Here is a 21,482-nt window from a genome sequence, read left to right as displayed (position 1 = left end):
GCACTGCATCTCGATCGGCAGGCGAGCATCGCGTTATGTCCTCACTCAGGGTGTCCACGCCCTGGTTCGACGAGACCGGCGGTGAGAGTTCCTGGCTCCCGGGGCTATCTACCCCGGTGACAGTGGCGGGACCGCGCCGGATTCACACCGGCTTCCTCTCCTGCCGCCGTACATGGCTCCGGCAGTCCACCACGGGGTTGGAAGGGGCGTCAACTTGCTGTTGACCTGCGGTGGGGGAGTGTGCAGAACCCCACACGGCGGACGGGGCGCGCCTGTTCACACCCGGCTGCGCGGACATGGAACCGCCCTGCCGACGTCGCCGTTGGGCGACCGCCGACAGGGCGGACAAAAGAGGCGGGGCGTGTCAGGCCACGATCAGATAGATCCCGTACCCCACAGCCGCCGCACACGCCGCGAAGCACGCGTATGCGCCGGTGACCGCGAGGGCGGCCGAGCCGCCCTGGGCCGAGGCCTTCTCCTGGCGGGACAGGCCCGCGATGCCGAGGGTGAACAGGCCCACCAGGGCCACCGTGACCACGAGGCTGACGCCGAAGACGGAGCCGAGAGCCGCCCAGTCGATCTTCATGCTGCTGATTCCTTCGTTACCGAGTGGGCGGGGCTCAGACCGTGGTGGCCGGCGAGGTCGCCGGTTCGGTCGCCGGGGCCGGGATCGTGGCCGCGAGGTCCTCGGTCACCGTACCCGCCGGGGGCGGGGTCACGGCGGCGATGGCCGTGGTCACCACGCCGGCCGGCTCGTCGGACTCGTTGACGTTGGTGTGGTCGACGACCTCGCGGCGGGAGAGCTTCCAGATCGCGGCGCTGGAGGCGACCAGGAAGACCGCCACGAGGGCCGTGCCCCAGTTGCCGAAGCCCGTCACGTACTCCGCGAGCGCGCCGACCAGCGCGGCGGCCGGGAGCGTGAGGCCCCAGGCGACGAACATGCGGGTGGCGGTCGACCAGCGGACGACGCCGCCCTTGCGGCCGAGACCCGCACCCATCACCGAGCCGGAGACGGAGTGCGTGGTGGAGAGGGAGAAGCCGAGGTGGGAGGAGGCCAGGATGACCGTCGCCGCGCTGGTCTGGGCGGCGAAGCCCTGCTGCGGCTGGAGGTCGGTCAGGCCCTTGCCCATGGTGCGGATGATGCGCCAGCCGCCGAGGTAGGTGCCGAGCGCGATGGCCAGACCCGCGGAGAGGATGACCCAGGTGGGAGGGTCGGAGTCGGGGGCGAGGGTGCCGCCGGCGACCAGGGCGAGGGTGATGATGCCCATCGTCTTCTGCGCGTCGTTGGTGCCGTGGGCGAGGGAGACCAGGCCTGCGGAGGCTATCTGGCCGGCGCGGTAGCCCTTCTTGGACGCGTTGCCGTCGGCCTTCTTGCCGAGGGAGTACGTCAGGCGGGTGGCCAGCATCGCGGCGATGCCCGCGACCAGCGGGGCGGCGATGGCCGGGATGAGGACCTTGGTGACGAGCACGTCACCGTGGACCGCGCCCATCCCCGCGGAGGCGATGGTGGCGCCGATCAGACCGCCCATGAGGGCGTGCGAGGAGCTGGAGGGCAGGCCCACCAGCCACGTCAGCAGGTTCCAGAGGATCGCGCCGACCAACGCGGCGAAGATGACCTCGGGACGGATGCCGGTCTCGTCGACGAGACCCTTGGAGATCGTGTTGGCGACCTCCACGGAGAGGAAAGCGCCTACAAGGTTGAGCACGGCGGACATGGCCACCGCGACCTTGGGCTTGAGCGCACCGGTCGAGATGGTGGTGGCCATCGCGTTGGCGGTGTCGTGGAAACCGTTCGTGAAATCGAACGCGAGTGCGGTCACCACCACAATCGCGAGGATCAGCGAGAAGTTTTCCATTTACCCAGGCAATCGTTCGAGGTCATTGGCTGTCTGAACGTAGGTAACCTGGGTGAACGGAAGGTGAACTGGGGCAGGCCGCGCGGTGTCCGGGAGGGAGGGTTTCTCCTATGAGCGGAGGCTCCGGTTCCGTCGGGCAGCGCGCGGCCCGGGCGGGGCACGGCTAGTAGCCGCGGGCGAACTTCCTCAGCTGGCTCATGGACCCGTTGAAGAGATTCTGGTCACCCGGCAGACCGCCGCCTCCGTTGTCGTACTGCCAGAAGGTCCAGAACTGCCATCCGGACGGTAGTGACCCCGCGTCGGCGGAGTTGTAGCGGGCTGTCCACAGCGCGTGATTCGAGGCGAAGGCGCGGCTGGCCCCGGTGCAGGTGTTCCACCAGTGTGTGGTGGTGTAGATCACCGGGCGGCGGCCGGTGAGCCGCTTCACCTCGTTGCTGAAGGACTGGATCCAGTTGACCATCTTGGCCTTGCTCAGCCCGTAGCACTTGTGCTTGCTGTAGGGGTTGTACTCGATGTCGAGCGCGGGCGGCAGCGTCCAGCCGTCCGGCGTCCAGCCGCCACCATTGTGTACGAAGTGCTGCGCCTGCGCCGCGCCCGACGACTTGTCCGGCAGTGCGAAGTGGTAGGCGCCGCGGATCAGGCCCGCGTTGCGGGAACCGTTGTACTGCTGGTCGAAGTACGGGTTGCGGTAGGTGTGGGACTCGGTCGCCTTGATGTAGACGAACGTGGCGCCCTTCGCCTTCGAGCTCTGCCAGTCGACGTCCTTCTGGTGGGAAGAGACGTCGTGCCCCTTGGGCTTGCCGGCTGCTGCCGCCGGAATCTCGGCGAGGGCGGTGCCCCCGAAGGTGAGGGCCGCCACGGATGCCGCTATGAGGCGGGAGCGGTGACGGGACGGTTTGCGATCACGAGCCATATTTCCCCCCGGAATGGCGACGTGCACGACAAATCTCCCAGAGATTACTGGAAGGTCATTGAATGCCTGTCGATCTCCGGCCAAGCATGGGAAGAGGGTGATGTATCCGTATATGCACCCTTCCGGACGGCGGTCTTCCGGCCTAAAGTGCCCCGCCTCCTCGGCGACTTGAGGCCGCGTCGCGGTGGCGCCTGGCAGGATCGCCGCATGGCTGAGGAGCGGCGGGACCAGCGAGGCGAAATGGGGGAGTCGGGGGGCAGGAGCGTGCGCCCCGAGGCGGATGCGTGGGACGCCCTTGTGGCGACGGCACGCCGGACCGTCGCCGACGGCCTGGTCGTCGGCACGTCCGGGAACGTGTCGGTGCGGGTCGGGGACACGGTGCTGGTCACGCCGTCGGGAGTGCCGTACGACCGTCTGACGCCGGACGACGTGACGGGGGTCGACCTCGGTGGCCGGCAGGTCCTGGGCGCGCTGGTGCCGACGAGCGAGCTGCCGATGCACCTCGCCGTCTACCGCGCCACGGACGCCGGCGCCGTCGTGCACACCCACGCGGTCCACGCGACGGCCGTCTCGACGCTGGTTCCCGGGCTTCCGCTGATCCACTACATGGCCGCCGCCCTCGGCGGCCCGGTCCGGGTTGCCCCGTATGCGACGTACGGCACCCAGGAGTTGGCCGAGAACATGCTCCGGGCCCTCACCGACCGCACCGCCTGCCTCCTCCAGAACCACGGCACGATCGCCTACGGCACCACCCTGGACCAGGCGTACGACCGCACGGCCCAGCTGGAGTGGATGTGCCGCCTGTGGCTGACGGCCTCGTCGGTGCCGGGCCTGTCGCCGACGCTGCTGTCGGAGGGGCAGGTGGCGGAGGTGGGGGAGCGGTTGCGGGGGTACGGGCAGCGGGGTGCCTCCGGCGGTTGAGCGGGGTGCCGGCGGCGGCCTGCTCCCTTTCGACGCCGGCCCGCACCGTCCAGCCCGTCCGGCGTTCGAGGGCGGCGGGATGGCGCGGGTAGGGGCGGCGGGGGCGCTTCCATCCCGTCCTTCCACTGGCCGCTCCCCGCCCGGGCCCGGACACTGGACCTGTGCGCACTGTCAAAGCGACGGCCGCTGCCGTCACCGTGGCTCTCGCCGCCGGCGCCGCGAGCGTCGCCGCCGGCCGCATCGCCAGTGGTGCCGCGCTGACGGCGCCCCCCGGCCGGCCCCTGCCCACCGAACCCCGGCTGACCGTGCACGCCACGGCCGCCGGCCAGATCGCACTGACCCGCGACCTCGCCTCCCTGCGCCCCGGCACCTACGGCCTGTCCGGCGACGCCTCGCACGCGGTCGTCGGCCCCGTCCTCGCCACGGCGAACCACTCCGCCGACACCGTCGTACGCCGCCTGGAGCGCGTCACCCACGGCACCCTCCAGCCCGGCGACAGCGTCTGGCTCACCCCGAACGTGTACGTCGGCAACCCGAGCGCCGCCCTCGGCCTCGACCACGCCGACGTCGACGTCCCCGGCGAACTCGGCTCCCTGCCCGCCTGGTTCGTCCCCGGCACGCGCGACACCTGGGTCATCGCGGTGCACGGCCTCGGCACCACCCGCGAACATGCCATGAACGTCATGCGGTTCCTCAGCGGCCGCCACTTCCCGGTGCTCGCCCTCTCCTACCGCGGCGACCTCGGCGCGCCCCGCCCCCCGGACGGCCTGAACCACCTCGGCGAGACCGAGTGGCGCGACCTGGACGCCGCGATGCGCTACGCCGTGCGGTACGGCGCCAAGCAGTTCGTGCTGCTCGGCTGGTCCACCGGCGCGACGATGGCGCTGCGCGCCGCCGCGCACTCGGGGCTGCGCGACCGTGTCTCCGGCCTCGTCCTGGACTCCCCGGTCCTCAGCTGGGAGACCACCCTGCGGGCCCTCGCCAGGGCCCGTCACACGCCGACCGCGCTGCTGCCGCTCGCGGTCCGCGCGGCCCAGGGCCGCACAGGCCTGGACGCCGACCGCGGCACCGGCACCCCCGACCGCCTCACGGTGCCGACGCTCATCTTCCACGGCCCCGACGACAGGGTGGCCCCCTGGACCCTCTCCCGCCGCCTGGCAGAGGCCCACCCCAACCTGGTGGCCCTCCACACGGTCAGGAACGCTCCGCACGCCGCCATGTGGAACGCCGACCCCGAGTCCTACGAAGAAGCCCTCCGCCGCTTCCTGACCCCCCTCATGTGACACCCGCCCTGTCGCCCCCTCCCGTAGCGGTCCCCCAGATTCCGTTTAACCCCGTACCACTGGCCTGTTATCGGTCCCTCGCCGCCCGCAGGACCTCGTGCGTTGGCCATCCCCGTCGCCCCTCGTGACATTCCGTTTGGGTTTTCGGACCGTCAACCGGAAGACTGCACCCGTGACGTCCCGTATCCCGCGCGACTCCAGGCTTCGACTCGTCCGCCCGCGACCCCTGGCCGCCGCCCCCACAGTCGTGAACCAGCGGCGCCCACGCCGCCCCGCACCGCGCCCCCCGGAGGGCACCCCGGCCCGGGCCGAGCTGGCCAGAATGGCTCGCTCCGGTCTGGCCGCAGCGGCCCGCGTCGCCCACTGGGCCGACACCGCCCTGCGCCCCGGCCGCGACGGCGCCGGCTCCGACGGCAAGGGCACCCTCTCCGAGGCGACCGCCGAACGGGCCGCGAACGACCTCGGCCTGACCGTGGCTCAGGTGCGCGCCGACTGGGACACCGCCCGCCTCGCCGGTCTCGTCGAGGTGCACGGCGACAGCGCCCGCCCCGGCTGGCGGCTGCGCGCCTGGGACCGCGACGACAGCGCCGTCCTGCGCGGCTGGGTCGCCCTCTTCGACGCCTGGTCCCTCGCCCACCCGGAACCCGAGCAGCACGAGCACGCCGCCGCCGTGGCCGACGTCGTCTCGGCGATGCCCCAGGTGCTCTCCTTCCTGCAGCTGTCCGCCGGCCCGGTGCCCGTGGAGCAGCTCCTGGACCTCCTGGAGCAGCGGGTCACCGAACTGCGCACCGAGCGCTGCGAGATCCCCTACGGCCCGCAGCCCGAGCCCCTCGCCGACGCCGCCACAGCCGTCGACGACACACCCCTCGCCCCCCTGCTCGACTGGGCCCTGCACGCCCTCGCCTCCGTCGGCGCCCTCACCTGCGGCGACGGACAGGCCACCCTCACCCCCCTCGGCAACTGGGCGGTCTGGGTCAAGCTGGAGCAGATCTGCGTCGCCGCGCAGAGCCCCGCCGGCAACATCGAGCAGGCCGCCGAGGACATGCTCCGCGGCTGCGCCCAGCTCCGCCCGAACGCCGCCCGCGACGAATACCGCGCCTGGCTCGCCGCCCGCCCCGTCGGCAGCGCCGTCACCGAACTCCTCGCCGCCGCGCGGGGCGAGGACGCCCTGCTGCGCGGCCTCGCCTTCGAGGCGCTGCGCGTCGTCGGCGCCCCCGCCGAGCCCGACGTACGCGCCGTCGTCGACGAGCCGACGCTCCGGCCGTACGCCCTGCTGTGGCTCGCCGAGCACGACGGCGTCGACCCCGAGGACGCCCACGAGGTGCTCACCCGGGAAGAGGCGACCTGGCTGTGGGTCGACACCGCCGCCGCCGTCGCCGACCACGGCGAGGCCCCGATGCTCGTACGGCACCTGGAGTCCGCGGTGCAGCCGACGGTGCCGATGCTCCTGGACGAGGTGCGTGCCGTCGGTCACCCCCGCACCGTGCAGGTCCTGGTCGCGCTCGCCGCCGCGCATCCCGACCCCGCCCTCGCCAAGGCCGTACGCCGCGCCGCCTTCCAGGTGCACACCGGGGGAAGCTGAGCCGAACCGGCGCTCAGCCCTGTATCGCGGGGGCGTAGGTGCCGAAGCTCCAGACATTGCCCTCGACGTCCCGGGCCATGTAGTCCCGTGAGCCGTAGTCCTGGTCCGTCGGCGGCATCAGGATCTCGGCGCCGTGCTCCACGGCCCGCCGGTGGTGTGCGTCGACGTCGTCCACGACGACGTACACCCCGGTCGTGCCCGCGTCCTTCATCGCCGTGTCGAAGACACCGCCGCGGCCCTTCGAACCGAGCATCACCGCACCGTTGCCCTGTACCAGCTCGGCGTGGAAGACGGAGCCGTCCTCACCCTCGTACACCGACAGCTCGGTGAAGCCGAACGCCTCCGTGAGCTGTTTGATCGCTGCCCTGGCGTCCGCGTACAGCAGCGTCGGGTAGATGCTGGGACGCCCACCACTCGTGCCTGCCATGCCGATCTCCCCTTCGTGGTCCATCGCTGTCACCGCCGGAAACATGCCGGAACATGCCGGGTTTCGACCCGCTGCCCAGTGTTGCAGCGACCACTGACAACGGCCCGTGAGCCGAGCCGAGGCGCCCGGCCCGCGCGTGCCGTACGTCACGGCAGGACGCTCCTCATCGCCCGGCCCTGCCCCCGCCGGGCGGGGACCGCGCAGCTCATCGCCGTGGACGACACGGGACGGATCGCTGAGCCCGTTCCGAACACGTGAACCCAGAAAAAGTGGTTGCACGGCCCCGTTAGACTGGCTCCCATGGCCATTCTCCTCGCGCATTAGACGGCGGGAACGTCCTCAGCCGCCCATCCCGCCACCTACCCCCGCCCTGGAGTCTGTCCGTGATCTCCGCCTCCGGTATCGAGCTGCGCGCCGGTGCGCGCGTCCTCATCGAGTCCGCGACCTTCCGCGTCGCCAAGGGCGACCGCATCGGCCTCGTCGGCCGCAACGGCGCCGGCAAGACCACCCTCACCAAGTGCCTGGCCGGCGAGGGCATCCCCGCCGGCGGCACCATCACCCGTTCCGGCGAGGTCGGCTACCTCCCGCAGGACCCCCGCACCGGCGACCTCGACGTCCTCGCCCGCGACCGCATCCTCTCCGCGCGCGGTCTGGACGTACTGATCCGCAAGATGCGCGAGAACGAACAGCGCATCGCCAACGGCAAGGGCGCCACCCGCGAGAAGGCGCTCAAGCAGTACGAGCGCCAGGAGACGGAGTTCCTCACCAAGGGCGGCTACTCCGCCGAGGCCGAGGCCGCCACCATCGCCGCCGCGCTGAACCTGCCCGACCGGGTGCTCGGCCAGCCGCTGCACACCCTCTCCGGCGGTCAGCGCCGCCGTATCGAGCTCGCCCGCATCCTGTTCTCCGACGCGGACACCCTGCTGCTCGACGAGCCGACCAACCACCTCGACGCCGACTCGATCATCTGGCTGCGGGACTACCTGAAGACGTACCGCGGCGGCTTCATCGTGATCTCGCACGATGTCGATCTCGTCGACACCGTCGTCAACAAGGTGTTCTACCTGGACGCCAACCGCGCCCAGATCGACATCTACAACATGGGCTGGAAGCTCTACCAGCAGCAGCGCGAGGCCGACGAGAAGCGCCGCAAGCGCGAGCGGCAGAACGCCGAGAAGAAGGCCGCCGCGCTCAACGCGCAGGCCGACAAGATGCGTGCCAAGGCCACCAAGACCGTCGCCGCGCAGAACATGGCCCGGCGTGCGGAGCGGCTGCTGTCGGGGCTCGAGGAGGTCCGGCAGTCCGACAAGGTCGCCAAGCTCCGCTTCCCGGAGCCCGCGCCCTGCGGCAAGACCCCGCTGACCGCCGAGGGCCTGTCGAAGTCGTACGGCTCCCTGGAGATCTTCACCGACGTCGACCTGGCCATCGACAAGGGGTCGAGGGTGGTCATCCTCGGGCTCAACGGCGCCGGAAAGACGACCCTGCTCCGGCTCCTCGCGGGCGTCGAGCAGCCGGACACCGGCGCCGTCATCCCCGGCCACGGCCTGAAGATCGGCTACTACGCCCAGGAGCACGAGACCCTGGACGCGGACCGCACGGTGCTGGAGAACATGCGCTCGGCGGCCCCCGACATGGACCTCGTCGAGGTCCGCAAGGTGCTCGGGTCCTTCCTGTTCTCCGGTGACGACGTCGACAAGCCCGCGGGTGTCCTCTCCGGTGGTGAGAAGACCCGTCTCGCCCTCGCCACCCTCGTCGTGTCCTCGGCGAACGTCCTGCTGCTCGACGAGCCCACCAACAACCTCGACCCGGCCAGCCGCGAGGAGATCCTCGGCGCGCTGCGCACCTACAAGGGCGCGGTCGTGCTCGTCACCCACGACGAGGGCGCCGTCGAGGCGCTGCAGCCGGAGCGGATCATTCTGCTGCCGGACGGTGTCGAGGACCTGTGGGGCGCCGACTACGCGGATCTCGTCGCCCTGGCTTGATCGAATGCGTGATCACCGGGGTATGGATCATTCGGCCCATTCGTGATCCATCATCTGTGTGAGATCTCCTCGTACCGAGGTGTGTACTACATCGATTTCGCGGCCGAGTCCTTTATCGACAAGGGCTCGGCCGTCACGCGTCCCTGACCTGGTACTTCGCGAAAGAACCCGTTCGGCCGTACGGACGCCGCCAGCCGGAATTGCAGATTCCGCATGTGGGGATGCGCTCCTGTCGTCAAAACCTTGTCTCACGGACCTTGCCGAATGGGTGGCCATGAAGCTCCGGAGGGGTGATCATGAGGAGACCAGAGCGCACTTCCCATGAGGAGGCACGGGTGGCCGAGACTCTGAAGAAGGGCAGCCGGGTGACCGGCGCCGCGCGCGACAAGCTCGCGGCAGACCTGAAGAAGAAGTACGACTCCGGTGCGAGCATTCGGGCACTGGCCGAGGAAACCGGCCGCTCGTATGGCTTCGTACACCGGATGCTCAGCGAATCGGGCGTCACGCTCCGTGGGCGTGGCGGGGCGACACGGGGCAAGAAGGCCGCATCGTCCTGAACCCGGGCGGCCCATCGGCTTCGATGGTGGCCACCCGGTCGGTCGGCTGACTGGCCGGGTGGTTACTGTGCAGTCACTTAGGGGGTGTCCTCCGGGCATCCCATGATGACCGCACTCATCGGAGGCACCCCATGGCTTCACCCGCCCAGGACGTCGCTCCCCTGCTCGACAAGGACGGCGTACGGCTCACCGTCGACGGCGCCATCGCGACGGTGACGCTGACCAACCCGGACAAGCGCAATGCGCAGAGCCCCGCCATGTGGCGGACGCTCGCCGAGGCCGGACGGGTCCTGCCGGGCAATGTGCGGGTCGTCGTGCTGCGCGGAGAGGGCAAGTCCTTCTCCGCCGGACTCGACCGGCAGATGTTCACGCCCGACGGGATCGAGGGCGAGCCCTCGTTCATCGACCTCGCGCGCAGCAGCGACGGTGAACTCGACGCTGCCATCGCCGAGTTTCAGGAGGGCTTCACCTGGTGGCGGCGCAACGACATCGTGTCCATCGCCGCCGTACAGGGGCATGCCATCGGGGCGGGTTTCCAGCTCGCGCTCGCCTGTGACGTGCGCGTCGTCGCCGACGACGTGCAGTTTGCCATGCGTGAGACCAGCCTCGGGCTGGTGCCGGACCTGACGGGTACGCACCCGCTGATCGGGTTGGTCGGCTACGGCCGTGCGCTGGAGATCTGCGTGACGGGGCGGTTCGTGTCGGCCGAGGAGGCCGTCAGCAGCGGACTGGCCAACCTCGCGGTGCCCGCCGAGCAGCTCGACGACGCCGTACGGGATCTGGCGGGGGCGATCGTGTCCGCGCCGCGGGATGCCGTGATCGAGACCAAGGCGCTGCTTCGTGGTGCCGTGGACCGCACGTACGACGAGCAGCGCGGCGCCGAGCGGGCCGCGCAGGCGCGGCGACTGCGGGACCTGGCCGGCCTCGGCGAATGAGCCATGCGTCCTTTCGGGGACCGATGACTCACGCGACGAGTCGTGCGACGGTCAGCCGACGGCCGTGACCAGCACGGCCACCGTCGGGTGGTCCGGCAGCGCCTCTCCGACCTTCTTGCGGACCTCCCGGGCCACCTCCACGGCCCGGTGGTCCGCGCTCACCGCGATCTCCACGCGCGCGTGCCGGTGCGGCAGGGCGGCCCCGTCCTGCCGCTCCTCGATGTGCACCGCCCGGCTCAGCCCGCCCAGGGCGCCCGTCAGCCGGATCACGCCCGGAACCGCCGAGGCCGCGACGGCGATGCGGTCCTCGTCGGGGTGCTGGGGCGCCGCGGCCTGCGGCGGCTCGGGCTGCCGTACGGGCGCGCGTTCCGCGTCCTCGTCGAGCAGAGCCGTCACGCGCAGGTCCACCTCGGCCACCGTCAGACCGAGGCGTTCCGTCGCCGCCGCGGTCAGCAGTGCGCGCAGCCGCTGAGCCGTCGCCGGCAGTGGCTCGGCAGCCGTCGCCGCGAAATCCGCCGTCACCCGGAGGGGGCCCGGCGGCAGCGCGCTCGGCGGCGGCGGTACGGCCGCCTCCTCGGCGTCCTCGGGGTCGATGAGCGCGACCCGCAGCGCGCCCAGCCGTACCCCGCGCAAGTCCTCGGCCGCGCGCCGCAGCACCGCGTCGGCCGCCGCCTCGGCGATCCACGCGCCGTCGCGCGCGCCGCCCAGCGGCAGGAGCCTGCCGAGGCCGAGCTGCCGTTTCACTGCCTGCGTCCATTGGTCCGCCGTCATTCCTCCAGCCTGCCGCATCCCTGGCGCGCGATCCCGTAACCGTGCTTACGGTGGTCAAAGGACGACAACCGCGAAGGATGTACGGCCATGACCGAGGCGACGGAACAGAACCGGGGAACCGAGGGCGAGGCCCTCAGCACACGAAAGGCCCAGACGACCAGGCGCGGCGGGGGAGACCCCGGCGCCCGGGGGCGGACGACCATCGCGGACGGCGTCGTGGAGAAGATCGCCGGGATGGCCGCACGCGATGTGGACGGCGTCCACGCCATGGGCAGCGGTCTTGCGCGGACCTTCGGGGCCGTGCGCGACCGGGTGCCGGGCGGGACGAAGGCGGTGACGCGCGGAGTGAAGGCCGAGGTCGGCGAGGTGCAGGCCGCGCTCGACCTGGAGATCGTCGTCGAGTACGGCGTGTCGATCGCCGACGTGGCCCGGGACGTGCGCGAGAACGTGATCACCGCCGTCGAGCGGATGACCGGCCTCGAAGTCGTCGAGGTCAACATCGCGGTGAGTGATGTGAAGCTTCCGGAGGAAGAGGAAGAGGAACCGGAGCGCCGGATCCAGTGACGGGCCGGCGACCGAACGACGCACGGGCCGGGGAGCTGTTGAGGAGCTGAGGAGCGCACCATGAGCATGGCCGTGGTCGGCATGATCGCCGGCATGGCACTGGGCTTCGCCGGGTACTTCGGCGGATTCGGCGCCTTCCTGCTGGTGGCGGCCCTGGGCGCCGTCGGTTTTGTCGTCGGGCGGTTCCTGGAAGGGGAGTACGAGCTCGGTGACTTCTTCCGGCGCCGTGACGAACGGCGGCGGTGACACCGGTGAGCACGGGGGCCGGTGAACTCGGCAGACCCCTTCCGGCCGTCCCGCCCGGTGAGCGCGGCGCGACCCGGATCGCCGACCGGGTCGTCGTGAAGATCGCCTCGCAGGCCGCACGCGAGGTGGTGGGAAGGCCGGCCGGGGACGCCGCCCGGCCGTACGCCAACGTCGTCGTCGCCCACGACACCGCCCGGGTCCGCATCCACGTCGAACTCGAGTACCCCACCGACATCGGCGCCCGCTGCGCGGAGTTGCGTCGGCATGTCGCCGAGCGGGTAGGCGCGTTGGTGGGCATGCAGGTGCCGGAGGTCGCCGTGCACGTGGAGCGGCTGCACCCGGCGCCCGGGCAGGGCGCGGCACAGGGGAGGACGCGATGAGCGAGTCCCAGGGTCCCGAGGGCACCACACAACGACTGCCGGTCATCGAGAAGGAGACCGGCCCCGACCTCCTCGACCAGTCGGCGTCGGCGGCGGACTACGAGCCCCCGCCCGCGCTCGACGGCGAGGACGGCGCGAACCGCCGCTTCTGGTCGGCGCGCCGCGTCCCGGCCGCGATCACGGCGCTGCTGCTCTTCGTCGTCGCCGGCTTCTTCCTGTACGACATCGCCTCCGTGCGCGCCGACCGGCCCGCCATGCGCTGGCGCAGGGAACTGGCCCGCGGACTCGCCGAGCGTCCTCTCGACGACACCTGGGTGCTCGTCGGCGCGGGGGTCGCCGCCGTTCTGGGCCTCTGGCTGCTCGTTCTGGCGACCACGCCCGGCCTGCGGTCGGTCCTGCCGATGCGGCGCACCCACCCCGACGTACGCGCAGGCCTCCACCGCGAGCTGGCCGCTCTCGTCCTGCGCGACCGGGCCATGGAGGTCTCCGGCGTCCAGTCGGTCCGGGTACGGATGCGCCGGAGGCGGGCCGACGTCCGCGCGGTCTCCCACTTCCGCGACCTGGACGACGTACGCGCCGACCTGGACGCCACGCTCGCCGACGCGATCAGGGGCCTCGGCCTGACCCGGCCGCCCGCGCTGTCCGTGCGGGTACGGCGGCTCGGACGGAAGGGGTGAAGGCCGTGCTCAGGGTGGTCAACCGGGTGCTGATCGGGCTCGTCGGGCTGGTGCTGCTCGTGATCGGCGGCTCCGTACTGGCCGTGGGACTCGGGCTGCAGCCCCCGTCCTGGTGGATCCACGACAGCCGGCACGACGTCCTGCTCAGCGACGCCGAGCGGACGCGCTGGCGGGACGACGGCTGGTGGTGGCCGACGGTCTTCGCCGTACTCGCCGTCCTCGTCCTGCTCGCCCTGTGGTGGCTGACCGCGAACCTGCGCCGACGCCGGCTCACCGAGGTCCTGGTCGACACCGGCGACGGCGAGGGCGCCCTGCTGCGCGGCCGGGCCCTGGAGAACGTCCTGGCGAACGAGGCGGCGGCCATGGAGGGCGTCCACCGCGCTCAGGTCCACCTGCGGGGCAGGCGCAGTGCCCCCGAGACCCGGGTACGGCTGCTCCTGGAACCGCACGTGGACCCCGGGACGGCCCTGAACGACCTCACAGCCCAGGCCCTGACCCACGCCCGCAATTCAGCGGGCCTCGCAGCATTGCCGACAGAGGTCCGCTTGAAGGGCGTAAAGCACCGTGCAGAAAGGGTGAGTTGAAGCGCCCCGTCAGGGGCGCGGGGAACTGCGCGAACAACCCCCACAACCCGCACACGGCAAATGGCGCTCAGAACCCGTGACGCATCCCGCCATCCACAGGCAGCATGATCCCCGTCAGATAGGACGCAGCGGGAGACAACAAGAAAGCCGCCGCACGCCCGAATTCCTCCGGAGTCCCATACCGCCGCAACGGAATCCGAGCCTCGTTGGCCGCCCGAGTAGCCTCCGGGTCAGCCGACATGCCATCCAGCTCGCGCACCCGATCCGTATCGATCCGGGACGGAAGCAGCCCCACGACCCGAATCCCCCGCGGCCCCAATTCGTCCGCAAGCGACTTGGCGAACCCGGCGAGCCCCGGCCGAAGCCCATTCGAAATGGTCAGCCCGGGAATCGGCTCATGCACCGACCCCGACAGCACGAACCCGATGACCCCGCCCTCGTCGAGCTCCGCCGCTGCCGCCCGCGCGAGCCGGACCGCGCCCAGGAACACCGACTCGAACGCGGCCTGCCACTGTTCGTCCGTGTTGTCCGCGACGAACCCGGCCGGCGGCCCACCCACGCTGACGAGAATGCCGTCGAACCCGCCGAAGTGCTCACGCGCGACGGCGATCAGCCGCGCCGCCGCCTCCGGATCGGCGTTGTCGACGGCGACCCCCAGCGCATCGGCGCCCAGCTCGGCGGCCGCAGCGCGGGCCCGTTCCGCGTCCCTCCCGGTCAGAACAACCTTCGCCCCGTCGGCCACCAGCTCCCGCGCCGCCGCGTTGCCCAGCCCGCGGGTGGCCCCCGTGACGACGTACACCCGGTCCTTCAGTCCAAGATCCATGGCCCCTATCCTGCCCCGTCGCCCCCGAACAGGGCGAGGGCGGTGTTCACCAGGCCGATGTGGCTGAAGGCCTGCGGGAAGTTGCCGAGCTGGCGGTCGGCCACCGGGTCGTACTCCTCGGACAGCAGGCCCACGTCGTTGGCGAGCCCCACCAGCCGGTCGAACAGCTCACGTGCCTCCTTCGTGCGCCCGGTCAGGTGCAGGGCCTCCGCGAGCCAGAACGAGCAGGCGAGGAACGTGCCCTCGTCGCCCGGCAGCCCGTCGACGGTCGTGCCGTCGGTGCTGTAGCGGCGCAGGAAGCCCTCATGGCCGAGCTCGGCGCGGATCGCCTCGATGGTGCCGAGGACGCGCGGGTCGTCGGGCGGCAGGAAGCCCACGCGCGGAATGAGCAGCAGCGCGGCGTCGAGTTCACGGGAGCCGTAGAACTGCGTGAAGGTGTTCCGCTCGGCGTCGTAGCCCTTCTCGCACACCTCGCGGTGCACCTCGTCGCGCATCTCCCGCCAGCCGTCGAGGTCGCCCTGCAGCTTCGGATTCTTCTCCAGGGTGCGCACGGCCCGGTCCGCGGCCACCCACACCATCACCTTCGAGTGCACGAAGTGTCGGCGGCCGCCGCGCACCTCCCACAGCCCCTCGTCCGGCTGCCGCCACTCCGCGCGCAGCCACTCCATGAGGGAGGACTGGATCGCCCACATGTGCGGCTTGATGGGCAGTCCCGCGTGCCGGGCCAGTGCCAGCGTGTCCATGACCTCGCCGTACACGTCCAACTGCAGCTGTTTCACGGCCTCGTTGCCGATGCGTACGGGAACGGAGCCGGCGAAGCCGGACAGCCACGGCACCTCGAACTCGGGCAGCCGCCGCTCGCCCGCCAGGCCGTACATGATCTGCAGGTCGGCCGGGTCACCCGCGACCGCGCGCACCAGCCAGTCGCGCCAGGCCTCGGCCTCCTCGCGGTAGCCCGCCGACAGCCCCACGTTCAGCAGGAGGGTGGAGTCGCGCAGCCAGCAGTAGCGGTAGTCCCAGTTGCGGACACCGCCCAGCTCCTCGGGGAGCGAGGTGGTGGGGGCGGCGACGATGCCGCCGGTCGGCCGGTAGGTGAGGGCCTTGAGGGTGATCAGGGAGCGGACGACGGCGTCGCGGTACGGGCCGTCGTAGTGGCAGCGCCCCACCCACTTCCGCCAGTCGCGGACGCTGGCGCGCAGCGCCTTGTGCGGGTCGATGAGCGGGGGGCGCGGCTCGTGCGAGGGGTGCCAGGTGAGGACGAACGCGACCTTCTCCCCCTTCTCGACCGTGAACTCCGAGTGCGTACCGAAGTCCCTTCCCCACGTGTGCACTTCGGGTTCACTGCGCAACCAGACCGAGTCCGGGCCGGCGACGGCCACCCGGTGCCCGTCGGCCTTGCGTACCCAGGGGACGATCGAGCCGTAGTCGAAGCGGAGCCGCAGGGTGCTGCGCACGGTGACCCGGCCCCGAAGCCCCTCCACGATGCGCACGAGGTCGGGGGCGCGATCGCGTTGCGGCATCAGATCGGTGACCCGGATCGCGCCCTCGTCGGTCTCCCACTCGGTGTCCAGCACCAGGGTGTCCGGGCGGTAGGCGCGGCGGGTGCAGGGGCCCTTCGCGTGCTTGGGGGCGATCCGCCAGTGGCCGTTGTCCTTGTCGCCGAGGAGGCTCGCGAAGCAGGCGCCCGAGTCGAAGCGGGGCAGGCACAGCCAGTCGACGGAGCCGTCCCTGCCGATCAGGGCGGCCGTCTGCTCGTCGCCGATGAGGGCGTAGTCCTCGATGCGCGGGTGCACGCAAGTGCGGGTTCCCCCGGGGCCGGTGGGCCAATCAGGGGTGGGGCCGGGGGAGTGACGCGCCCGTCGCGGACCCGGTGCCGGAGAAGATCACGCCGGGGTCGGCGGGAGCCTGGTTGAGGACCCACAGGCCGATCAGCGTGGCCAGGGCGAACACGACCATGACGAGGACGGCGAGGACGAGCCGGCGCCGGCGTTCCCGGCGCAGCCATTCGCCGCGCGCCGTGCGATAGGCGTCGGGCGCCGCCTGCACCCCGCCGGCGAGCGCGGAGAGCGCTTCGCGCAGCTCCCGCTCGGTGCGGTCCGGGCCGGTGTCCTGCGACGGAGTCGCATCTCGGTGCGTCATCGCCGGGCCTCCATCGCCTGGGTCAGGGCGGCGAGGCCGCGCGCCGTATGGGTCTTGACGGATCCGCAGGAGATTCCCATCGCCGCGGCGATCTCGCTCTCCTTCAGTCCGAGCCAGTGCCGCAGCACCAGCGCCTCGCGCTGCCGGGCGGGCAGCTGCTGGAGCGCGTCGATCAGGACGCGCTGGTCGTCGCGGAGCAGCGCGGTGCTCTCGGCGGAGGCGACGAGCTCGTCGGCCGGCTTCTCCACGTGCTTGCGGGCCACTTGGAGGTGCCGTATCCGCATCCGTGTCAGATTGCAGACGGTGGACCGCAGATACGCCTCCGCCGCCTCGGTGTCCCTCAGCCGCCGCCACTTGCGGTAGATCTGGTAGTAGGCCTCCGCGACGACGTTCTCCGGGTCGTCGGCACCGAGCAGGACGGCGAGGCGCAGCATCGAGGAGTAGTGCAGCTCGAACAGACGGGCGAGCCCGGCCTCGCGCTCCAGGTCGGCCGGGTCGCTCACCGCGGGGGCGAGGGGCACGGCCGGTACGGGAGTCTCCGTGTGAGTCTCCGTTTCGCGTCTCAGGTGCTGTCTCACGGGTTGTTCGCTCCCGTCTCGGGGCGCCGCCGGACGCTCAGGCGTGACGGCAGGCCGGTGAGGTCGGCGCCGCGCGGGACGCCGAGGTGTTCGAGTACCGCGGTCCCGGCCACGGCGACGGTCAGGTTGAGGAGCAGGGCGGCGAGCCCGGCGTAGATCTCCGGCCCGGTGCCGAGCGGGACGATCGACGAGAAGCCCTCCCGTACGACCATGCAGGTCCCCGCCGCCATGCCCACGCCCCACCCGGCGAGCAGCGCCCGCGGATGCAGCCGGCCGGTGAACAGCCCGACCGCGACGGCCGGGAAGATCTGCAGGATCCACACCCCGCCGAGGAGCTGGAGGTTGATGGCGTCCTGGTCGCGCAGCCCGAACACGAACGCCACCGCGCCCACCTTCGCGGTGAGCGACACCGCCTTGGCGATGCGCACCTGCCGTTTGGGCGTGGCCGTCGGATGGACGTACTCGACGTACACGTTGCGCACGAAGCTGGTGGCGGCCGCGATCGACATCACCGCCGCCGGGACCAGCGCCCCCACGGTGATCGCGCCGAACACCAGCCCGGCCAGCGGGCCCGGCATCAGCCGGTCGACCAGCATCGGTACGGCGGCCTCGGCGCCGCCCGCCGGGGCGCGCACGCCCGTCGCGAGGGCCGCGATGCCGAGGAAGCCGAAGAGCGCGAGCAGCCCGGTCCAGGCCGGCAGGGCCACGGCGACCTTGCGCAGCGTCCGGGGGCCGTCGGCGGCGAAACCGGCGGTGAGCACGTGCGGGTACATCAGCAGGGCGAGCGCGGAGCCGAGGGCGAGGGTGGCGTAGGCGGGCTGCTGCTCGGGGGTCAGGAGCAGCGCCGGGCCGCCGAGGCGCTCGGCCGCACCGTCGAAGACGGCACCCGGGCCGCCGAGCCGGTCGAGGACCAGCCAGGTCACCGCGGTCAGCGACACGAAGACGGCCACGGCCTTGAGCGCGGAGATGACGGTGGGGGCGCGCAGCCCGTGCCGGTAGGTGGCGACGGCCAGCCCCGCGAACAGCGCCACCATCACCAGATCGCCGGCCGCACCCCGCGGATACACGCCTCCCGCCGCCAGCACCGCCCGTATGCCGAGCAGCTGCAGCGCGAGATACGGCATCGTCGCGAGGATCCCGGTCAGCGCGACCACCAGGGCCAGCGGCGGCGAGCCGTACCGGCCGCGCACGAAGTCGGCCGCCGTGACGTAGCCGTGCGTGCGGGCCACCGACCACAGGCGGCTCAGCAGCACGAAGGCGATCGGACAGACGATCACCGTGTACGGCACCGCGAAGAAGGCGGGGGCGCCGTTGCCGTAGGCCAGGCCCGGTATGGCGGCGAAGGTGTACGCGGTGAAGATCGTGCCGCCGAGCAGCAGCCAGGTCCACACCGGGCCGAGGCTGCGGTCGGCCAGTGCCCAGCCCTCCAGGGACGGCAGGCGATCGCTCGGGCGCAGGCGCCGCGCGGTGACGGCGAGCAGCGACGCTCCGCCGATCACGGCGAGGAACGTCGCGGTCATGGCGCCGTCGGCCATGGGTCACCGTCCTTGGTGTGCCTGTGCCCTCATGCGAGTAGTTGCGCGAGCGGCCGGAACGGATGACAGAAAACCGGCGGGAAATCTTCTGGAAATTCGCTGTCAACCGGTCTCGGGAGGTGGGCAACTCTTGCACAGACCGACAGCGAGGGGGAGAGGAGCACAGGTCATGGCACGGACCGGTCATCACCGGCTACGGCGCGTCGCGATCGCCGTACTGCTTCTCGCGCCCGCCGCAGGCCTGCTGTGGGTCCCCTGGTACGCCGGTGCGGGACCGCGGCTGGCCGGGACGCCGTTCTTCTACTGGTACCAGCTCGCCTGGGTGCCGGGATGCGGCCTCTGCCTGCTCGCCGCGTACGTGCTGACGGACCGGCATCGACATCGCTGAGCCGCACCTCTTTTTCTGCTTCACCCCTGTTCTGCTTCACCCCGTTCTACGTCACCCCTGCTGAGCCCACCTGTTGAAGTCAGGAGTCGCCATGCCCACGTCAGTCATGCCCGAACCCGGCCGTGAGGCGCCGGAAAAGTCACGGATGTCGCCGAAGTCGGTGGCGATCTGGAGCGCCGTCGCCCTGGCCGGCGCCCTCGGCTGGGCCGTGCTCGCCCTGTCCCGGGGTGAGGAGATCTCGGCCGTCTGGCTGGTCGTGGCGGCTCTCGGCTCGTATGCGATCGCCTACCGCTTCTACTCGCGGTTCATCGCCCGCCGGGTCCTCCGGGTCGACGACACCCGCGCCACCCCGGCCGAACGCCTGGAGGACGGCGTCGACTACCACCCCACCGACAAGAGGGTGCTGTTCGGCCACCACTTCGCGGCCATCGCCGGCGCCGGACCGCTGGTCGGGCCGGTGCTGGCCGCGCAGATGGGCTATCTGCCCGGCACGATCTGGATCATCGCGGGCGTGATCTTCGCCGGCGCGGTCCAGGACATGATCGTCCTGTTCCTCTCGATGCGCCGGGACGGCAAGAGCCTGGGCCAGATGGCCCGCGACGAGATCGGCAAGGTGGGCGGTGCCGCCGCACTGATCGGCGTCTTCGCCATCATGATCATCCTGCTGGCGGTCCTCGCGATGGTCGTCGTCAACGCGCTGGCGGAGTCCGCGTGGGGCACCTTCTCGGTCTCCATGACCATCCCCATCGCCCTCTTCATGGGCTTCTACATGCGCTACCTGCGGCCCGGCCGGGTGGTGGAGACCAGCCTCATCGGCGTGGCCCTGCTGCTGCTCGCCATCCTCGGCGGCGGCTGGATCCAGGACTCCTCACTCGCCGAGTACTTCGTGTGGAGCCCTCAGACCCTGGTCTTCTGCCTGGTCGGCTACGGCTTCTTCGCCTCCGTCCTGCCGGTCTGGATGCTGCTGGCGCCCCGTGACTACCTCTCCACCTTCATGAAGGTCGGCACCATCGCCCTGATGGCCGTCGGTGTGGTGATCGCCGCCCCGAACCTCAAGGCCGAGTCGGTGACCGACTTCGCCTCCAACGGCGCCGGGCCGGTGTTCGCCGGCTCCCTCTTCCCCTTCCTCTTCATCACCATCGCCTGCGGCGCCCTGTCCGGCTTCCACGCCCTGGTCTCCTCCGGCACCACGCCGAAGCTGATCCAGAAGGAGTCCCAGGTCCGCCTCATCGGCTACGGCTCCATGCTCACGGAGTCCTTCGTCGCCGTCATGGCCCTGATCGCCGCCTGCGTGCTCGAACCGGGCCTCTTCTACGCCATGAACTCCCCGGCCGCGCTGCTCGGCCCGACCGTCGACACCGCCTCGGAAGCGGTGAAGAACCTCGGCTTCACCATCACCCCGGACCAGCTCACCGCGGCCGCCCGGGCGGTGGAGGAGCAGACGCTGGTGGGTCGCTCGGGCGGCGCGCCCACCCTGGCCGTGGGCATGTCCGAGATCTTCGCCGGGGTGTTCGGCGGCAGCGCGATGAAGGCCTTCTGGTACCACTTCGCGATCATGTTCGAGGCGCTGTTCATCCTCACCACGGTGGACGCCGGCACCCGCGTCGGCCGCTTCATGCTCCAGGACATGCTCGGCAACGTCTGGAAGCCGATCGGCCGGGTCACCTGGAAGCCGGGCATCTGGATCACCAGCGCCCTGGTCGTCGGCGCCTGGGGATACTTCCTCTACGCCGGTGTCACCGACCCCCTCGGCGGCATCAAGCAGCTGTTCCCGCTGTTCGGCATCGCCAACCAGCTGCTGGCCGCGGTCGCCCTCGCCGTCACCACCACCGTGCTGATCAAGTCCGGCAAGCTGCGCTGGGCGTGGGTCACCGGCATCCCGCTGGCCTGGGACGTGGCCGTCACCTTCACCGCGGGCTGGCAGAAGATCTTCTCGGACAACCCGGCGATCGGGTTCTTCGCCCTGCGCGACAAGTACGCGCAGGCCATCGAGGACGGTCAGCTCCTCCCGGGCGCCACGAACGTGGACGACATGCACACCATCGTCCTCAACAACACGGTCGACGGCGTCATCATGGCCGTCTTCCTCCTCCTCGTCCTCACGGTCCTGGTCAACTGCACCGTGGTCTGCGTCCGCGCCGTCCGCGCCCCGCAGCCGCTGCCGACGACCGAGGCGCCGTATGTCGAGTCCCGCATCGACGTGCCGGAGCGGGAGGGCGAGCCGCTGGTGGGTGTCCGGTCATGAGGGCGGTGCGGTGGGTGCGGTGGTATGTGCGTGAGCTGATGGACGTACTGAGCCTGCTGCACCGGGAGGACCAGCCGGAGGGCCGCTGCTGCTGAT

At 71.3% G+C, this 21,482-nt stretch carries 23 protein-coding genes and 1 riboswitch; of the genes, 13 read left to right on the top strand and 10 right to left on the bottom strand.

The features are described 5' to 3' along the window. Positions 1-64 precede the first annotated feature (64 nt). Positions 65-207, bottom strand: a riboswitch (cobalamin riboswitch). 157 nt (positions 208-364) lie between these two features. The 3 genes from ACIBU0_RS22405 to ACIBU0_RS22395 form a co-directional block, all read right to left on the bottom strand. After that, positions 365-586 (bottom strand): hypothetical protein, encoded by a 222-nt coding sequence (locus ACIBU0_RS22405; protein ID WP_062142391.1) that lies wholly within the window; start codon positions 584-586, stop codon positions 365-367. A gap of 34 nt (positions 587-620) precedes the next feature. Beyond that, the gene (locus ACIBU0_RS22400) at positions 621-1,856 is read right to left on the bottom strand and encodes an anion permease (RefSeq protein ID WP_398820986.1); all 1,236 of its coding nucleotides are present in this window, start codon (positions 1,854-1,856) and stop codon (positions 621-623) included. A gap of 163 nt (positions 1,857-2,019) precedes the next feature. Continuing rightward, complete coding sequence (locus tag ACIBU0_RS22395; RefSeq protein WP_398820984.1) at positions 2,020-2,769, bottom strand: lysozyme; 750 nt, start codon at positions 2,767-2,769, stop codon at positions 2,020-2,022. A gap of 207 nt (positions 2,770-2,976) precedes the next feature. On the opposite strand from ACIBU0_RS22395, the gene ACIBU0_RS22390 reads away from it, so the two are divergent. From ACIBU0_RS22390 to ACIBU0_RS22380, 3 genes are all read left to right on the top strand, one after another. Continuing rightward, positions 2,977-3,690 (top strand): class II aldolase/adducin family protein, encoded by a 714-nt coding sequence (locus tag ACIBU0_RS22390; protein WP_398820982.1) that lies wholly within the window; start codon positions 2,977-2,979, stop codon positions 3,688-3,690. Positions 3,691-3,851: 161 nt separating this feature from the next. Continuing rightward, positions 3,852-4,973: an alpha/beta hydrolase gene (locus tag ACIBU0_RS22385; protein ID WP_398820980.1), complete on the top strand. Its 1,122-nt coding sequence runs from the start codon at positions 3,852-3,854 to the stop codon at positions 4,971-4,973. A 172-nt stretch (positions 4,974-5,145) separates the two neighbouring features. Beyond that, positions 5,146-6,555 (top strand): hypothetical protein, encoded by a 1,410-nt coding sequence (locus tag ACIBU0_RS22380; protein ID WP_398820978.1) that lies wholly within the window; start codon positions 5,146-5,148, stop codon positions 6,553-6,555. A gap of 13 nt (positions 6,556-6,568) precedes the next feature. On the opposite strand, the gene ACIBU0_RS22375 is transcribed toward ACIBU0_RS22380, so the two are convergent. After that, the gene (locus ACIBU0_RS22375; RefSeq protein WP_398820976.1) at positions 6,569-6,982 is read right to left on the bottom strand and encodes a VOC family protein; all 414 of its coding nucleotides are present in this window, start codon (positions 6,980-6,982) and stop codon (positions 6,569-6,571) included. A 383-nt stretch (positions 6,983-7,365) separates the two neighbouring features. On the opposite strand from ACIBU0_RS22375, the gene ACIBU0_RS22370 reads away from it, so the two are divergent. The 3 genes from ACIBU0_RS22370 to ACIBU0_RS22360 all read left to right on the top strand — a co-directional run bounded on the left by ACIBU0_RS22370 (position 7,366) and on the right by ACIBU0_RS22360 (position 10,456). Continuing rightward, on the top strand, positions 7,366-8,964 hold the full coding sequence (locus tag ACIBU0_RS22370; protein WP_398820974.1) for an ABC-F family ATP-binding cassette domain-containing protein: 1,599 nt from the start codon (positions 7,366-7,368) through the stop codon (positions 8,962-8,964). 335 nt (positions 8,965-9,299) lie between these two features. Next, positions 9,300-9,521 (top strand): helix-turn-helix domain-containing protein, encoded by a 222-nt coding sequence (locus ACIBU0_RS22365; protein WP_004002281.1) that lies wholly within the window; start codon positions 9,300-9,302, stop codon positions 9,519-9,521. A gap of 131 nt (positions 9,522-9,652) precedes the next feature. Then, entirely contained in the window at positions 9,653-10,456 is an 804-nt protein-coding gene (locus ACIBU0_RS22360; protein WP_398820972.1) for an enoyl-CoA hydratase/isomerase family protein, read from the top strand. Between the two features lie 51 nt (positions 10,457-10,507). On the opposite strand, the gene ACIBU0_RS22355 is transcribed toward ACIBU0_RS22360, so the two are convergent. Continuing rightward, the gene (locus ACIBU0_RS22355; protein ID WP_398820970.1) at positions 10,508-11,227 is read right to left on the bottom strand and encodes a nucleopolyhedrovirus P10 family protein; all 720 of its coding nucleotides are present in this window, start codon (positions 11,225-11,227) and stop codon (positions 10,508-10,510) included. A gap of 87 nt (positions 11,228-11,314) precedes the next feature. On the opposite strand from ACIBU0_RS22355, the gene ACIBU0_RS22350 reads away from it, so the two are divergent. From ACIBU0_RS22350 to amaP, 5 genes are read left to right on the top strand one after another with little or no spacing between them, the layout of a single operon-like run. Continuing rightward, positions 11,315-11,791: an Asp23/Gls24 family envelope stress response protein gene (locus ACIBU0_RS22350; protein WP_398820968.1), complete on the top strand. Its 477-nt coding sequence runs from the start codon at positions 11,315-11,317 to the stop codon at positions 11,789-11,791. A gap of 60 nt (positions 11,792-11,851) precedes the next feature. Beyond that, positions 11,852-12,037: a hypothetical protein gene (locus tag ACIBU0_RS22345; RefSeq protein ID WP_062709653.1), complete on the top strand. Its 186-nt coding sequence runs from the start codon at positions 11,852-11,854 to the stop codon at positions 12,035-12,037. Further along, positions 12,034-12,417: an Asp23/Gls24 family envelope stress response protein gene (locus ACIBU0_RS22340; protein ID WP_398820966.1), complete on the top strand. Its 384-nt coding sequence runs from the start codon at positions 12,034-12,036 to the stop codon at positions 12,415-12,417. The genes ACIBU0_RS22345 and ACIBU0_RS22340 overlap by 4 nt, the downstream gene beginning before the upstream one ends. Then, on the top strand, positions 12,414-13,094 hold the full coding sequence (locus ACIBU0_RS22335; protein WP_398820964.1) for a DUF6286 domain-containing protein: 681 nt from the start codon (positions 12,414-12,416) through the stop codon (positions 13,092-13,094). Before ACIBU0_RS22340 ends, ACIBU0_RS22335 begins: the two co-directional genes overlap by 4 nt. 5 nt (positions 13,095-13,099) lie before the next feature. Beyond that, positions 13,100-13,678 carry an alkaline shock response membrane anchor protein AmaP gene (gene amaP / locus ACIBU0_RS22330; RefSeq protein ID WP_398820962.1) on the top strand — a complete coding sequence of 193 codons (579 nt, stop codon included), beginning with the start codon at positions 13,100-13,102 and terminating at the stop codon, positions 13,676-13,678. A 67-nt stretch (positions 13,679-13,745) separates the two neighbouring features. Here amaP and ACIBU0_RS22325 read toward each other — a convergent pair whose 3' ends face one another. Genes ACIBU0_RS22325 through ACIBU0_RS22305 form a run of 5 tightly spaced genes read right to left on the bottom strand, consistent with a single transcriptional unit; the run spans position 13,746 to position 18,753 of the window. Next, positions 13,746-14,501: an SDR family oxidoreductase gene (locus ACIBU0_RS22325; protein ID WP_398820960.1), complete on the bottom strand. Its 756-nt coding sequence runs from the start codon at positions 14,499-14,501 to the stop codon at positions 13,746-13,748. A gap of 5 nt (positions 14,502-14,506) precedes the next feature. Next, on the bottom strand, positions 14,507-16,294 hold the full coding sequence (locus tag ACIBU0_RS22320; protein WP_398820958.1) for a glycoside hydrolase family 15 protein: 1,788 nt from the start codon (positions 16,292-16,294) through the stop codon (positions 14,507-14,509). A gap of 34 nt (positions 16,295-16,328) precedes the next feature. Next, positions 16,329-16,640, bottom strand: a complete 312-nt coding sequence (locus ACIBU0_RS22315; RefSeq protein ID WP_398820956.1) for a hypothetical protein — start codon at positions 16,638-16,640, stop codon at positions 16,329-16,331. Further along, a complete protein-coding gene (locus ACIBU0_RS22310; RefSeq protein ID WP_398821728.1) occupies positions 16,637-17,206 on the bottom strand; it encodes a sigma-70 family RNA polymerase sigma factor in 570 nt (189 codons plus the stop codon). The genes ACIBU0_RS22315 and ACIBU0_RS22310 overlap by 4 nt, the downstream gene beginning before the upstream one ends. A gap of 8 nt (positions 17,207-17,214) precedes the next feature. Further along, entirely contained in the window at positions 17,215-18,753 is a 1,539-nt protein-coding gene (locus ACIBU0_RS22305; protein ID WP_398820954.1) for a sodium:solute symporter, read from the bottom strand. Between the two features lie 169 nt (positions 18,754-18,922). On the opposite strand from ACIBU0_RS22305, the gene ACIBU0_RS22300 reads away from it, so the two are divergent. Further along, complete coding sequence (locus tag ACIBU0_RS22300) at positions 18,923-19,141, top strand: DUF3311 domain-containing protein (protein WP_398820952.1); 219 nt, start codon at positions 18,923-18,925, stop codon at positions 19,139-19,141. Positions 19,142-19,232: 91 nt separating this feature from the next. Beyond that, positions 19,233-21,386 carry a carbon starvation CstA family protein gene (locus tag ACIBU0_RS22295; RefSeq protein ID WP_398820950.1) on the top strand — a complete coding sequence of 718 codons (2,154 nt, stop codon included), beginning with the start codon at positions 19,233-19,235 and terminating at the stop codon, positions 21,384-21,386. The last annotated feature ends 96 nt before the right edge of the window (positions 21,387-21,482 follow it).

The sequence above is a fragment of the Streptomyces sp. NPDC049627 genome, from assembly GCF_044465645.1.
Lineage (GTDB): Bacteria > Actinomycetota > Actinomycetes > Streptomycetales > Streptomycetaceae > Streptomyces.
Note: the sequence above shows the minus strand (reverse complement) of the source record. Positions and strands in the feature narration are given on the sequence as shown.

Coding starts and splice junctions, on each gene's coding strand:
- ACIBU0_RS22405 (WP_062142391.1), bottom strand. CDS start 586: ATGAAGATCGACTGGGCGGCTCTCGGCTCCGTCTTCGGCGTCAGCCTC.
- ACIBU0_RS22400 (WP_398820986.1), bottom strand. CDS start 1,856: ATGGAAAACTTCTCGCTGATCCTCGCGATTGTGGTGGTGACCGCACTC.
- ACIBU0_RS22395 (WP_398820984.1), bottom strand. CDS start 2,769: ATGGCTCGTGATCGCAAACCGTCCCGTCACCGCTCCCGCCTCATAGCG.
- ACIBU0_RS22390 (WP_398820982.1), top strand. CDS start 2,977: ATGGCTGAGGAGCGGCGGGACCAGCGAGGCGAAATGGGGGAGTCGGGG.
- ACIBU0_RS22375 (WP_398820976.1), bottom strand. CDS start 6,982: ATGGCAGGCACGAGTGGTGGGCGTCCCAGCATCTACCCGACGCTGCTG.
- ACIBU0_RS22360 (WP_398820972.1), top strand. CDS start 9,653: ATGGCTTCACCCGCCCAGGACGTCGCTCCCCTGCTCGACAAGGACGGC.
- ACIBU0_RS22355 (WP_398820970.1), bottom strand. CDS start 11,227: ATGACGGCGGACCAATGGACGCAGGCAGTGAAACGGCAGCTCGGCCTC.
- ACIBU0_RS22350 (WP_398820968.1), top strand. CDS start 11,315: ATGACCGAGGCGACGGAACAGAACCGGGGAACCGAGGGCGAGGCCCTC.
- ACIBU0_RS22345 (WP_062709653.1), top strand. CDS start 11,852: ATGAGCATGGCCGTGGTCGGCATGATCGCCGGCATGGCACTGGGCTTC.
- ACIBU0_RS22335 (WP_398820964.1), top strand. CDS start 12,414: ATGAGCGAGTCCCAGGGTCCCGAGGGCACCACACAACGACTGCCGGTC.
- ACIBU0_RS22325 (WP_398820960.1), bottom strand. CDS start 14,501: ATGGATCTTGGACTGAAGGACCGGGTGTACGTCGTCACGGGGGCCACC.
- ACIBU0_RS22315 (WP_398820956.1), bottom strand. CDS start 16,640: ATGACGCACCGAGATGCGACTCCGTCGCAGGACACCGGCCCGGACCGC.
- ACIBU0_RS22305 (WP_398820954.1), bottom strand. CDS start 18,753: ATGGCCGACGGCGCCATGACCGCGACGTTCCTCGCCGTGATCGGCGGA.
- ACIBU0_RS22300 (WP_398820952.1), top strand. CDS start 18,923: ATGGCACGGACCGGTCATCACCGGCTACGGCGCGTCGCGATCGCCGTA.
- ACIBU0_RS22295 (WP_398820950.1), top strand. CDS start 19,233: ATGCCCACGTCAGTCATGCCCGAACCCGGCCGTGAGGCGCCGGAAAAG.